The sequence below is a fragment of the Terriglobus sp. genome, from assembly GCF_965201105.1.
Classification (GTDB): domain Bacteria; phylum Acidobacteriota; class Terriglobia; order Terriglobales; family Acidobacteriaceae; genus Terriglobus.
In genome coordinates, this window is record NZ_OZ241741.1 from 2,547,040 (window position 1) to 2,560,982 (window position 13,943).

A 13,943-nucleotide genomic window follows, 5' to 3' on the forward strand; every position below is an offset into this window, starting at 1 on the left:
GTTATTGCGATGATGCGTTTGTTGATCGTGGAAGATCATGAAGAGCTTTGGGATTTTCTTTCCCGCAGGTTGCAGCGGCGCGGCTTTGAGGTTGCCGTCGCCAAGGACGGACAAGAGGGACTGGACAAGGCGCGCGAACTGCACCCCGACGTCATGCTGTTGGACATGAACCTTCCCGTCGTGGACGGGTGGACGATCGCGCGCACGCTCAAAGCCGAACCAGACACGGCCGGCATCCCGATCATCGCCCTCACAGCGCACGCCATGTCCGGGGACAAGCAGAAGGCGCTGGATGCTGGCTGCAACGACTATCACGCCAAACCCGTTGTCTTTGCGCAACTTCTGGCACAAATCGAGGCCATCACCGGAAGCGCCCACGACCCAAAGGAGCCGGCGTAAAGCCGAACCATGGGTGCGCTACAGGCTCTTCTTCACTTCGCGGAAAACACGCAGGCGAAACTTGAGGCGTTTGACGGTGCTGACGTTTCGCCCGCATCGCTTGCCGCGGATTCAGCCTCCGCAGCCGCAGTGGACAGTGCCCACGGCGGACTGAATCTGCGTGACCGCAACCTGAGCGGCGCCAGCTTGCGGTCCGCCAACCTGACGCAGGCAAACCTGACCAACGCCGACCTTTCCGACTCCGCGTGCGCCGGCATTGAACTGACGGGTGCACACCTGGAAGGCGCACAACTTTGCCGCGCCGATCTGGCCGGTGGCAAGTTGAAGTCCGTCAATGCCGGGGAAGCAAACTTCTGCGAAGCGCTGCTGGAAGATGCCGTGCTGACCGGCGCCCAACTGCGCTTCGCAGATTTTGGTAACGCAATCCTCGATGGTGCCGATCTGTCGGGCGCCGATTTGTGGGGAGCGAAGCTTCGCAACGCCGCCGCGGACCGTGCCGTATTCCGCAACGCGCGGCTTGACGAAAGCAGTCTTGCGAACGCGGATCTGGCGGGTGCGGATTTTTCGGGCGCAACACTCCGCCGGGCCGACCTGTCGCACGCGCGTCTGCAGAACGCGAATCTGCGCGACGCGCTGCTGGATGGCGCGAACCTGGCCGGCGCCAATCTGAGCGGCGCCAGCCTGCCAAACCTGTCGCTAAGCAATTGCAGCCTTGCCAACGTCCGCTTTGCGGGTGCCTGGCTTGACCGCACGCGCATGCAGGCCCGTCAGTTGCAGGGCAGCGTCGGTGAAGAAGCCGCCGGCGACCTGCAGGGGGCGCTGGACAGCTACATCGTTCTGGAACGCAATTTTGAGTCGCTCGGCAGTTCCGACGACGCGAGTTGGGCTTACCTGCGCCGTCGCCGCGTCGGCCGCAAGCTCCACGCGATGCAGGCGGCTGCATGCTGGAAACAGAAGCAGCGCCGCTCCGCCCTGGTAGAGGCGATGTTCTGGCTGGGGGATTTGATTGCCGAGTGGCTGTGCGACTATGGCGAAAGCCTGTTCCGCGTCGCACGTGCGTTCCTCGTGATTCTGATCGTGTTTGCCGTCCTGTACTGGCTCACGGGCAGCCTTCGGCAACGCGAGGCGATGCTCGTCCTGCACCCGTTTACCCCAGTCAACTACCTGATCTTCAGCCTCGACTCCATGACCACGGTGGGCACTTCGGAAGTGGCGCTTCGGCCCAAAGGCGAGCTCGGCACTCTTCTGTCGAGCCTGCAAACGGTGATCGGCACGGTGCTGCTCGGGCTGTTCGGCTTTGTTTTGGGCGCTCGCATCCGCAAGTGAGAAATGGCTTGCGCTGGAAAGCTGTTCCTCGAACTTCCACGTACCAGTGGCCCACGGCAACGTGTTCTCTTCCGGCCATCAATGCGTTACCCTGAAAGTTGATGTCGTCCCGGTTTCCCGTCCATATTTTTCTGTCATCCATTAAGGCTTCCGGTTTGGCCAAGCCGGTCCTTCGCCGCGTGCTGACGTGGTCCGCTGTGCTGCTTGCCGTGCCGTGCAGCTTCGCGCAGACGGCAGGGTCTGGCCAAAGTGCGGCCCCAGCGCCGGCGCAATCCACGACGCAGCAGAACATTTCCTGTGGCGCGGGCGGCTGTGTCGGAATCAGCGATACAGGGCAGCCTGTCGCTCCGGCGGCGGTGCAAGCGAGTGTGGGACAGACGAACCCTACCCAAAACGGACAAGCGCAACAGATCCGTGGACGCACTGGCGATGCGAGCGATACGCTCGCGCAGCCTGGGGTCAATGCACAGACTGGCGTGACCGCACAAAGTATCTATGGGCCGCCGCCAATCCCGGCCAACCCGCCGACCGATTTTGAGCGATACGTTCAAGCGTCCACTGGCCATGCTCTGCGCGTCTTTGGCATGGATTACTTTCAAGGCACCGCTTCGTCCGACTTTTCCGCCGCGGCCAGCCTGGCCGCCCCCGCCGACTTCGTCGTCGGCCCCGGCGATCAGGTACGCGTTCGTACCGTAGGCGGCGTTTCCCTCGACGTGCTCGCGACCGTCGACCGCAACGGCTACATCTATCTTCCGGAGGTCGGGACCATCCAGGTCGCCGGAATGCGCCTGAGCGATGTACAAGCCTCGGTCCGCTCGGCGATTAACCGCCAGTTCCGCAATTTCGATCTCACCGTTACCCTGGGTCAGCTCCGCTCCATCCAGGTCTTCCTGCTCGGCGAGGCAAGGCAGCCAGGTGTTCACACTGTCAGCTCGCTTAGCTCACTGATCAACGCGCTCTTCGCGTCGGGAGGTCCATCGTCCACGGGCAGCCTTCGCGACATTCAGCTGAAGCGCGACGGTAAGACCATCGTTCATCTGGACGTGTACGACTTGCTGCTAAACGGCGACAAGCACGGAGACGTTCGCCTCGAGCCCGGCGACATCATCTTTATCCCGCTCGCGGGCCCGCAAGCGGCAGTCGACGGTGATGTGAACAAGCCCGCCATCTTTGAGCTGCTTGGAAACACATCGGTAGATGAACTGGTGCGCCTTGCGGGCGGCCTGACTCCCGTAGCGGCGACCGATCGAGCGTCCCTGGACCGCATCGTCAACCACGATCGGCGCGAAGTGCAGGATTTTCCACTCACGGGTGCTCAGAAGCTGATCTCCGTGCAGGGTGGCGATGTGCTGCGCATTTTTCCAATCTCGCCTCGGTTTGACAAAGCGGTGACGCTGCGCGGCAACGTGGGCCAGCCTGGACGCTACGCCTGGCATGAAGGCATGCGGGTATCCGACCTGATTCCATCGCGTCAGTTTCTGATTACGCGGCGCTATTACAACGAGCAAAATTCACTCACTCCTGCGGTTCCAGCCCAGCCGTTCTCGGCGAATCCTGAGCAGAATGCGCCCGCGGCCGGCACCAGCACCAGTGCCAGCGTCACCAACCGCACCACAGCGGTGTCGCAGACTCAGGCCGCGGCGAGCGCGACCGCTCCGGTGGTTGCTGCACCTCCCACCCAGCCGGAACTCGGTAACCATGAAACCGAGATCAATTGGAACTATGCCGTCGTGGAGCGGCTTGGGCCACAGGACCTGAAGACCAACCTGATTCCGTTCGCACTTGGTGAGGCGATCGACAATCCAACCTCCCCCGAGAACAAGGTGCTGCAGCCCGGCGACGTCGTCACGGTGTACTCGCGGGACGACATCAATCTGCCTGTGGAACTGCGCGCACGCTTCGTCAGGATCGACGGAGAGGTGGTGCGGCCCGGCGTCTATCGCCTGGAGGGCAACGAAACTCTGCGGGACCTGGTCACCCGCGCAGGCGGCATCGCGCCGCACGGCTACCTGTATGCAGCGCAATTCACGCGCGAAAGTGTCCGAATCGCGCAGGATGCGAAGATCCAGCAATTCGTAGCCCAGGCTGCCCGCGACACGCTGTCACCCGCGAACCAGCAAACACAGATTGACGGGCGCGTAAACGACCTCGACATCCGCCGTGCCTACGTGAACGCATTAAGTCAGATTCGCGCGACGGGTCGCATCACGCTTCAGATCACGCCTGGCGCGTCGGGATTGGCGGACGTTCCCGAGGTCGCGCTCCAGGACGGCGACCGCTTCTTCGTCCCGCCACAGCCGACCACCGTCGACGTTCTTGGAAACGTGTTCAATGCGGGTTCCCTGCTGTTTGCCAAAGGCGCAACTGTTCACCATTACCTGAAGCTAGCCGGCGACAAGACCCGCACGGGTGATAAAGGGCAGGAGTTCCTTCTGCGGGCCGATGGCACCGTTCTGAGCCGGGAGACACACTCGCGCTTCGACCGCCTGCTGATCTACCCGGGCGATACCGTGATCGTGCCACCCAAACTGAAGACGCCATTCAACTTCTATCAGTTGGTAGGTCTGACTCAGTCGTTCGGTAACATCGCCATCACAGCGCTGGCACTCAGCACGATTCGTTAAAGTGCATCGAGCTGATGAGCCGCTTCGCTGGCAGCGGCATTGCCGATTGAACTCTGCAAACGGCGGATGCAGTCTGCTCGGCTTACCCGGCTGGCCTGTAGCCCAGTTGCGAAGGCCGACCGAGCAGCCTCAGCATCGGGAAGGTCATTACGTTGTAAGCGATCCACTACCGTGCCCACAATGTGCTCGATGGGTGTATCGAGCGGGAAGAGCAGATTCGCAAACTCGCCGCGCATATAGCAGCGTACCCCGCCCGCGTCCCGGCACACCGGGACGCAGCCGCTGCCCATCGCCTCCAGCGGGGGCAGGCCGAAGCCTTCCACATCGCTCAACAAGAGAAAAACGCGCGAACGGCCGAAGATTACCTGCATTTCAGCATCACTCGGCCGCAGATAAGTCTCGACCGCGTCGAGCCTCAGCCGTTCCGCAATCGCAGTATCCGGTGTGATCACAGCGACACGCAACGAAGTACGTGAGAACAGCCTGAGCGCCTTCAGGTACAAGTCGAGCCGCTTGATCGCGCTGCCTCGTACCAGCATGACGACATCAATGTCGCGGTTGCTCGCCGCCGGCCTTAACCACCGCGCCTCCGCCCAGATGGATGCTTCTCCAAGCGGCTGCACACCAGCGGCTTCATATGTCTTCGTTACATAGGCGTTGGTAGTCACGACTCTGGACCTTCGGTTCGTGAGCAGGATGACCTTCTTCAATATCGACCGCCGCCAGCCCTTTCGGACGAATAACCACTCCATATCCTGGTTGAAGCAGATACGCGGCAGAGCAGGGGCGAACCACGCGAGCAGGTATGTTGAGTAATGCCCGAGCAGCAGTTCCAAGCGATGTCCATAAGCAGATCGCAACTGAGAGAGCAGGCGGAAAAACGCAAATGCTATGGAAGGCAACTGCCGCAAAGCACGGCTCGCGACCGGCTCTGCTTCGAGCAGATGAATGACGCGGATACTACCCGTGTCGACCTCGTGAGGATGTCTCCACATTGCAGCAATGACGGCATCGATTGGTTTCTCGGCGACGATCTCCTGCACAAGCCGCACAACTTCTTTGTTCCCTCCAGAGATGCGGAGAGACGGTATGACGACAAGAAGACATGGGCGCGCGGACAAGAAGGCCACTTAATTCCGGGGCGGCTTCGACGCCAGGATCGCAGCCCCACACACAAACGCTGGATAGAAATAGGTATCCTGCGTCAGAAGAAACCCTAAGCTGGACCCCGCAATCACAGCACCAAACCGATGCCAAAAGTCATTGTGCGCGCGGCCGTTGCGGAAAGTGAGCCGGATAATTGCAATGAAGAGTATGAGGCCCAAAATACCCACTTCGATAAGATATCGGGCGGCGACGTTATACGTGGACGCGCGTGTGTCATAGATACGTGCAAAGTAAGATTGCGCTTCGATTGAATACATAAGGAAGCCGGGCGCAAACTCGGGATTGTAGATGAAGTGGAACTGTCCAAAACCGATGCCGAGCAAGCCATACCCTGCTGCTGCTGCGTTTAGAGCCAGCATCGTAGAGCCGATCCTCATCGCTGAGCTTAGGTTCGCTTGTACATCCAACACGGAATACGAAAGAATAACGTATGCCGCGACAAGCGCCAACCCTGCGAAAGCTGCGATACTCTTCCAGTTAAAAAGCTTTGCTCGAATCTGATAGGCATATGCAGCAACACCGATGAGCAGCACGGGCAACAGAGTCTTGCCGCCCAGGACCAATGCAAGCACCATGACTGAGACACCCAGAACGCGATCTCTCAGCCGTTTCTCAGGCATACACAGCAGCAATGCCAGGCCATACGTTGCGGCAAACGCCCCCACGTATGAGGGCTCCGTCATCAGTCCCGTCGGCTTTCTACCATCGTCCTCCGCAATCCCACGAAACAGTATCAGCGGGAAGGCAGTAGCTTTCAACAAGCCGGACCATTCCGCCAGAATCATCAGCACATGCGTCAGCGTTACAGTCGGTAGCAAGCGGAAAATCACCGGCTGTACTTCAGTTCGCGAAAATAGCCACGCGTGTGCGATTAATACAGGCGCAACCAACACAAAGAGAGCGCCCTGCGATGCAAATTGGCCGGTTGGATTCCGCAACCCTCCCCAATATGAGATATCCAGCCCAACATTGACAACAAATGCGAACGTACCCAGGAACACAATCGCAAGGCACAGCAGCAGTACCGTGCGCCAAAGCTTGGGACAGGAGAAGAACAGTTCCGGCCAATGGCGCCAGAAGATCCATGCTGAACCTGCGGCCATCAGCGGGATGGCGGGCTTTGCGCCTGCTTCTCGCAGCAGCATTGCGGTGGGGTGGAAAAAATCAATGGGCAGCGAGAACACCAGCAGAAACAGATAAACTTTGGTCCGCGTCGCAATGTGCGTTTGCTTCTTCGGTCTGGTCGGTTCAGCAACGATCGCGCCGGCGTAGGCCATGCTGGGTGGGTTCGTTCTCAAGACCCGTGCGTCTGATTGTAGATGACTCACTCGAACCGGCCTGGAGCTGAGTCCCCGGTACCGCGGCCCTGGTGCCGTGCTGCCGCCTGCAACGTCTCCGGCGGCCACTCAGAAAACTTTGGCAGTGGCCGAATCGGTGCTCGCAGCCCTTTCCAGACACCCTGCAAGAGAGTTGCCGCCATTTCCCGCTTGCCGGTACAAAGCCGGATCAGAGCAACCAGCAGTACCCAAACCAGCGCGACTGGAAGCCGCAGCGGAAAGTAAGTACGGGTAAACAGTATCCGGTTGCGCGTAAGCCAGAGTTCAGACTGCCGACTTCTGCGGGTTGCCGCACTCGCGGATCCAATGCTCCGCCCTTCCTTGTGGAGGACTATGCTATCCGGGCAATAACTGATGCGGAACCCTTTGCCGCGCACCGCCCAGTCGATCTCCTCAAAATAGAGAAAGTACTGCTCGTTCAGCAGACCCACGCTTTCAACGAAGCGTCTCGACACGAACGTCGAAGCGCCGCTGACGTACCGCATCCGGCTCTCGACCTCGGCAACGCTGGGCGGCTGCTTCGGGTCGGGCACAAACGGGAACGGGCGCACCCGAGCCGTCCAGAAGTTGAAACCGTAACCGCCGAAACATTGGACAGTATCTGGCTGATCGAAATAGACAAGGGTGGAACCAAGCGGGCCTAAACCTCGATCCGTTTGCATCATCTGCACCTGATTGGTAAGTGCATCCGGATACACGACCGTATCATTGTTCAGCAGCCACAGATAGTCGCATGAAGTCTGCTGTAAGACGAACCGGATGCCGACATTACATCCACCCGCAAAGCCCAGATTGCTCCCGGTCTGGATGAGAGCGACTTTCTTGGTTCCGTCCCAACGCGAACCCGGTTCCCATATTGCAAAGGTGCCGCTTGCGTTCGCCTCACACCAGGACTGAATCTTCTCCCACGAGTCATCTTCCGAGGCGTTGTCGCAGATTACGATGATGAAGTCTTGAGACTCACTTTGGTGGAGCGATGCAACACATGCAACCGTGTCTCTGCAACCATTCCAGTTCAGCAGAACGACCGCGGTCTGTGGCTCCGTCATGCGTTCCTGACATACGCATCATGCAACTCGCTTAGCTTACCCGCGAACAGCCGGTTGGCCCGCATACGCTCCCATGCGTATGCGCCCATAATGTAAATGAATCCCATAAAGAAGCCGAGTAGCGTTCCAACCATGACCTTTGTCGTAGCAGGTTTCGCGGAACGGCCTTCCGGCGCTGTCGCGGGTTCGACTACCTGAACCGCGGCACCCTCACGCGCCTCGTCCAGGCGCGCCGCCTCGTACTGGTTTGAGAGAATGCCAAAAATCGATTCGTGGTATTTAACTTCGCGCTGCGCGCGGATATTATCCAGTGCAGTTTGCGGAAGAGCGTTGCGAGATACTGCCATCGCATCCTGCGCACCCGTCCCGGTGTCTGCGACAGTTGCGAGTTGCGATCGCAACACTGCCAGTTCCTGTTCCGCACGTTGCAAGTTGATGTTATCCGGGCCGGCGTAGGCGCGAATCGACTGTATCTGAACCTGCTTTGCCGCGACCTGCGCTCGCAGATTCGCAGCCGAATCCACAAGAACACGCGTTTGCGCATCCAGTTGCACCGCGCCTGTCTTCTGCTCTGTTTTTCGCAGATTATCCTCGGCATCGGTTAGATCTGACTTTTCCTTCTGCATCTGCTCTTCAAAGAAGAGGCGGCGCTGCGCAGCCTCGCTCACAGCCAGATGGCTCATAAACTTCATGAACTCATTCACATAGCCATTCGCAACGTCGGCCGCGCGCTTCGGATCGTCGGCATCGTGAACGGAAATGCGAATCATGCCGTCCCGGCCCGATCCGTCGATGATGCAGTGCTTGCTAAGCTCTACCCGCGCAGCACCGGGCGAACCCGCTCCATATACCTTGTCTAAATGGAAGCGCTGGACTACAGCGTCCTGAACAGAGGGGCTCTGCATCAGAGAAACATACAGGTCCTGGCTCCCGTGGGGCACCGAAAGCCCGGCCCCGCCGACAAGCCCGGCCAAGCTTCCGATCTGACCCAGCAGGCCGCTGGTCACTGAGGATTGGGGCGGCAACACGGTCGTCGCCGCCACGTAAATACCTTTGCGTAGCGTCCAGAGCAAGCCCAGCAACAAACCGGCCACAGTACACATCACAAGCAGACGCCGCCTGCGAATCAATGGCATCAGCAGATCCAGCACGCCAATTAGACCTGGATCCTCGGCCTCTGGCGACTGACTCTCCTCCTGTGGCAGAGGTTTGACAGTGTCTGTTTGTGTAGCTGGCTGTTCCATGAGTTTTACAGGGCGCAAGGCGATTTTAAATGCCTCAGTGGTGCGCGGGTGTCGATCGCGACTCGGCTACTCGTTCGGCACTATGGCGTTCTGCTGCACGCGCAAACCGCCGTTCGCTTCGTAAGGAGCGAAGAGCCTGGCGATTGACGGCCTGCCGCTCCGGGTCCGAGAACCAACCCCAACGCTGGAAATACAGGATGGCGGACCGTATGTGGAGAAAAGTGAGACGCAGCTCGTGATATGAGCCCCGGTGGTGCCCATGTTCCACATATACCTCAGGCAAATACAACAGCTTGGCATGTTTACGGAAGCGCCGGCATAAATCAACGTCTTCCATGTACATAAAATATCGTGGGTCGAAAGCTCCAGATTCGTGCAGCACCTCTCGACGCGCAAAGATAAAGCATCCCGATAAGAATGGAACACTTTCAGAAGGAATGTCGTACACGCCTTCCATTTCGTAATCGCTCTGCTGCATACCTAAGAAGTTGCGCACAAAGCTCGGCAGAAATCGCCGTCCGAGCAAGTCTACGGGAGTCGGCAGCAACTTACACAGGGGCTGCACGGAACCATCGCTGGATCTTACCTGTGGCATAACCCAACCAACGTCCGGCCGTTCCTCAAGAGCCTGCGCAAGTTTTTTGAGGATCGCGGGGTCAAAAGCGATGTCAGGGTTAACGACGAGATGATATGGCTCGGTAGCTCCGGTGGCGCGTAAAAACGTCAGTGCCAGATTGTGCCCGGCGCCAAATCCGATGTTCTTCGGTGATGGCAGGTACACCCCGCCGTGCGCAAGCGTGGCGAGTCGCCGCACCTCCGCCTCCTGAACCTGGTCGACAGAATTATCGACCAATACCCAGGTACTCACCGCATCCTGCAGCGTCTCTAGGAGTTGCTGCAGCTCAGCAGCGGGTGTCCGGTACACCACGAGACTGGCGCTCGTTTGAAGCATCTTCAAGGGTTGAGAATACCACGCCCGACCCACTTCAGAGCCAGCGTGGCAGCTTCTGTACACTTGGAGGATGGCCGAGTCGTCGCGCGACCTGCGAATGCTGTTGCTTGCAGGCGCGGCTGGAATGTTCCTGCAGGGTGTGATTTCTTTCACTGCTCAAGCACAGGACGACGTGAGCATGCAGGATCGGACGGCTATGGAGGACGCGGCCAGGGGCAAAGCGGGATCCCCTTTCATCCCGTTGGATAGCTGGATTTATCCCGCTGCTTTGCGGCTTCACGACCTTGGCTATCTTTCTACACTGTATGTTGGTCTGCGCCCCTATACGCGAGCATCACTCGCACACGCGCTGTTGTTATCCCGGCAAAGTATTACGGATGAAGAAGTCAACTACGGGCATGCTGAAGAATCTGTATCTCTCTATCACTCGCTTGCACGTGAGTTAGCTCCCGAGCTTGATCAGCTCACTTCGAGTCGTCCCGTTTTGGAGCAAGGCTATGTCCGCGTGCGCGGCATCACTGGTCCCGTTCTGAACGACAGCTTTCACCTGGGGCAGACTTATGTGAACGACTATGGCCGTCCCTTCCAGCAGGGCTTCAACGCTGGGGCGGGTGCCAGCGGCTATGTCACGTACGGCCGCGCCAATCTTTACGTGCGTGGTGAGTACCAGCATGCGCCCGGCGCACCCGGCTATTCTCCTGCGGTCGCGGCCACACTTGCGGCGGGAGACGGCCTGAACCCTGCTGTACCGCACTTCGTCATTCCCGCAGGCCCGATCCCACAGCGCGACCAGTTTCGGCTACTGAACGCGCTCGCTTCCATCCACGTTGCAGGACATCAGATCGCGTTTGGACGCAGCGACGAGTGGCTCGGTCCTGCCGCAGGTGGCAGCATGGCATGGTCCAACAACGCGGAGCCGATCTACGCTTTTCACATCAATCGCGTTGAGCCCTTATCCATCCCTGGCCTTTCCCGCTTCACCGGCCCGTTCCGTTACGAGTTCTTCGTTGGCAGTCTAAAAGGGCACGACGCGCCAAACGCGCCTTGGGTTCACATGGAAAAGGCGAGCTTCAAGCCGACCAAGGATCTGGAGTTCGGTTTCGCGCGAACGGCTTTATGGGGCGGAGAAGGCCATGTGCCCGTAACGATCGGCACGTTTTTCCGCAGCTTTTTCAGCCCCGCCGGCGTGCAGCCCGACGTAAAGGGTTCCCGGCGGGACCCTGGCGCGCGCTTCAGCACCTTCGATTTCAGCTATCGCATCCCTGCTTGGGGGCATCTGTTCACCACCTACGCAGACTCGTTCGTCCACGACAACGTGTTCCCCATCTCCAATCCGCGGCGTGCCGCGGTGCGGACTGGCCTGCTTATCTCCAGATTGCCCAGAGCGCCACGCCTGGATCTGCGCGTGGAGGGAGCCTATACGGACGTAAACGATCCGCAAAGCACTGGCGGCAGCTTTCTTCTGCAGGAAGTAATTTACAAAGAAGCCTATACAAACCGTGGTTTTCTGCTGGGCGATCCCCTGGGTCGCGAGAATAAAGGTGGCAACGCCTGGCTCACCTTCCATCGCTCGGCACGCGAAGACTTCCAGTTTGAGTACCGGCGCGTCAAGGCAGCGAAAGATTTCGTCCCCCTCGGAACGACCCAGCAGGACATCACGTTCAGCGCGCGCCTTCGCCCGAGTGAGCACCTGGAAGTGAAGGGCAGCGTACAGCAGGAGTTCACGCGGGCACCTCTAATCGATGCAGCCCAACGTCGCCCGTTCGGCGCTACGGTGCAGCTCACTTGGTTTCCAAAAGTAGTTCGCTAGCGATGTGCGGCCAGAGGTACTGCTAATTGCTCGGCGATCCGCTATTTGGAACGGCTCTCCGCATCAACTCGGTTGTGAGTTCCGCACCCGATCTTTCATCGCTTCGACTCGTTGCGAACGTCGTATCCGGAACAGGTGCAGTGCCGTGGACGAGAGCAGCAGCAGATCGCTGCGCAGCGTACTCCGCAACGCGTACTCATGGTCTACCTCGGACTTGATGCGATGCAGCACGTCGACAACATACGTTTCGAGCTGATCCTCCGGTACGGTGACCAGCATCTTTTCCTCCTCAATGAACGCAAGCGTCGCGGCACCGGTCAGCCCCGGCCGGCAAATCAACTCCGACGCCTGATGCTCACTGATCTTGGGTCGAGGTCCCACCAGACTCATGTCGCCGCGAAGCACATTCACAATCTGCGGCAACTCATCCAGCTTCGTACGCCTCAGCAACCGGCCAACCCCGGTGATCCGAGCATCATTTCGAGCCGTGACCGAAGGTCCTTCCTGCACCCGCATCGTCCGGAACTTCAGAATGGTGAAGGACTTGCCGCCCATTCCCATCCGTTCCTGCCGGAACAGCACCGGCCCGCGTGAGGTCAGCTTGACCGCAATCGCAATGGCCACCATCAGAGGCGCCACCAGCAAACACGCACCTAGAGCGACGAAGAGGTCGATCGCTCGCTTCCCTTGCCCATGCACCCAAAGATCGGCAGACCTGGCTACAGGCTGCGGATGAACACGGGTCGCGGGGATCGGAGTCACATTCAAGTTAGGTGCGCTGATCGTCGAGGCATGACAGCACACCGAGTAAGACGCAGACTTCGGATTCAGGGCTGCCCTTTTCCCGCCCTCATGCTTGCTCGCAAGTTCGGTGCGGACTTCCAGGCGGGTGCTTGCCTCTTCCGTTACATGCGGTTCTGTCGTGTGCATCGCAGCTACTGTCGACCCGCGTAGTTTTGCCCGATCCAGTTCAGGTACTCGCCACTGGCGATGGCTTCCACCCAAGGCTCGTTCTGCAGGTACCACTCCACGGTCCGTCGCAGACCCGATGCAAAACTTTCGGCAGGAGCCCAGCCAAGCTCGCGCTCAATCTTTGTGGCATCAATCGCATATCGCCGGTCGTGGCCGGGCCGGTCCGCCACGTGCCGAATTAGGCGCGCGTAGGATTCGCCAGTCGCATCCGGCGAAAGTTCGTCCAGCAACGAACAGATCGTATGCACAACTTCGAGGTTCGTCCGCTGGTTTCGTCCACCCACGTTATAGGTCTCGCCGGGTCTGCCGGACTTCAGCACGGTGCGAATGGCTGAGCAGTGATCCCCAACGAAAAGCCAGTCTCTGACCTGCTGGCCGTCTCCGTAGACCGGCAGCGTTTCTGCCCGCAACGCGCGGTGCAATACCAGCGGAATCAACTTTTCGGGAAACTGGTACGGGCCGTAGTTGTTGGAGCAGTTCGTAATCAGCACCGGCAAGCCATACGTCTCATGCCAGGCGCGGACCAGGTGATCGCTGGATGCCTTGGACGCGGCGTACGGGGAGTTGGGCCGGAAGGGCGTGTCTTCCCGAAACGCCGGGTCTCCCGGCTCCAGAGTGCCGTAAACCTCGTCCGTCGAAACATGCAGGAAGCGGAAGTCGGGTGAGGCTTCGCCGCCGCCCACAAACGCACGGCTGGCCTGCAGCAGCTCGTAGGTTCCAAAGACATTCGTCGCCAAGAATGCTTCCGGGTTGGCGATGGAGCGGTCGACATGACTTTCCGCAGCGAAGTGGACCACCGCACGCGGCTTGTACTGTGCGAACAAGTCAGCCAGCAGCGCGCCGTCGCAGATGTCGCCGTGCACAAACGTGTAATTCGATGAACTCTCGACCGTCTGCAGTGTGGCGGGGTTGGCGGCGTAGGTCAGTTTATCCAGGTTGATGATCTGCTCATCCGATTCTTTGAGCCAATCCAGTACAAAATTACCGCCAATAAAGCCGCAACCCCCGGTCACCAACAACGCCATCCGCTCTTCTGTCCTCACCCTTAATGTACGCGAGCCGT

The 13,943-nt window shown here is 59.3% G+C and carries 11 protein-coding genes; 4 read left to right on the forward strand and 7 right to left on the reverse strand.

From position 1 onward, the window contains the following. Positions 1–9: 9 nt before the first annotated feature. From ACOFKT_RS11050 to ACOFKT_RS11060, 3 genes are all read left to right on the forward strand, one after another. Positions 10–399 carry a response regulator gene (locus ACOFKT_RS11050; protein ID WP_419804051.1) on the forward strand — a complete coding sequence of 130 codons (390 nt, stop codon included), beginning with the start codon at positions 10–12 and terminating at the stop codon, positions 397–399. Positions 400–408: 9 nt separating this feature from the next. Then, on the forward strand, positions 409–1,725 hold the full coding sequence (locus ACOFKT_RS11055) for a pentapeptide repeat-containing protein (protein ID WP_419804052.1): 1,317 nt from the start codon (positions 409–411) through the stop codon (positions 1,723–1,725). Between the two features lie 155 nt (positions 1,726–1,880). Then, positions 1,881–4,349 (forward strand): SLBB domain-containing protein, encoded by a 2,469-nt coding sequence (locus tag ACOFKT_RS11060; protein ID WP_419804053.1) that lies wholly within the window; start codon positions 1,881–1,883, stop codon positions 4,347–4,349. Here the strand turns inward: ACOFKT_RS11060 and ACOFKT_RS11065 are convergent. The 5 genes from ACOFKT_RS11065 to ACOFKT_RS11085 form a co-directional block, all read right to left on the reverse strand. Next, positions 4,346–5,392, reverse strand: a complete 1,047-nt coding sequence (locus tag ACOFKT_RS11065) for a glycosyltransferase (RefSeq protein WP_419804054.1) — start codon at positions 5,390–5,392, stop codon at positions 4,346–4,348. The genes ACOFKT_RS11060 and ACOFKT_RS11065 overlap by 4 nt on opposite strands. 87 nt (positions 5,393–5,479) lie before the next feature. Then, entirely contained in the window at positions 5,480–6,793 is a 1,314-nt protein-coding gene (locus ACOFKT_RS11070) for a hypothetical protein (protein WP_419804055.1), read from the reverse strand. Positions 6,794–6,840: 47 nt separating this feature from the next. Further along, positions 6,841–7,902 carry a glycosyltransferase family 2 protein gene (locus tag ACOFKT_RS11075; RefSeq protein WP_419804056.1) on the reverse strand — a complete coding sequence of 354 codons (1,062 nt, stop codon included), beginning with the start codon at positions 7,900–7,902 and terminating at the stop codon, positions 6,841–6,843. After that, on the reverse strand, positions 7,899–9,146 hold the full coding sequence (locus ACOFKT_RS11080) for a GumC family protein (protein ID WP_419804057.1): 1,248 nt from the start codon (positions 9,144–9,146) through the stop codon (positions 7,899–7,901). The genes ACOFKT_RS11075 and ACOFKT_RS11080 overlap by 4 nt, the downstream gene beginning before the upstream one ends. A gap of 34 nt (positions 9,147–9,180) precedes the next feature. Continuing rightward, positions 9,181–10,131, reverse strand: a complete 951-nt coding sequence (locus ACOFKT_RS11085) for a glycosyltransferase (RefSeq protein WP_419804058.1) — start codon at positions 10,129–10,131, stop codon at positions 9,181–9,183. Between the two features lie 37 nt (positions 10,132–10,168). Between ACOFKT_RS11085 and ACOFKT_RS11090 the strand changes: the two genes are divergently transcribed. Next, positions 10,169–11,908 carry a capsule assembly Wzi family protein gene (locus tag ACOFKT_RS11090; protein WP_419804059.1) on the forward strand — a complete coding sequence of 580 codons (1,740 nt, stop codon included), beginning with the start codon at positions 10,169–10,171 and terminating at the stop codon, positions 11,906–11,908. 63 nt (positions 11,909–11,971) lie between these two features. Here the strand turns inward: ACOFKT_RS11090 and ACOFKT_RS11095 are convergent, their stop codons facing one another. Further along, a complete protein-coding gene (locus ACOFKT_RS11095) occupies positions 11,972–12,838 on the reverse strand; it encodes a sugar transferase (RefSeq protein ID WP_419804060.1) in 867 nt (288 codons plus the stop codon). Between the two features lie 5 nt (positions 12,839–12,843). Further along, on the reverse strand, positions 12,844–13,905 hold the full coding sequence (gene rfbB, locus ACOFKT_RS11100) for a dTDP-glucose 4,6-dehydratase (protein WP_419804061.1): 1,062 nt from the start codon (positions 13,903–13,905) through the stop codon (positions 12,844–12,846). Between the last annotated feature and the right edge of the window lie 38 nt (positions 13,906–13,943).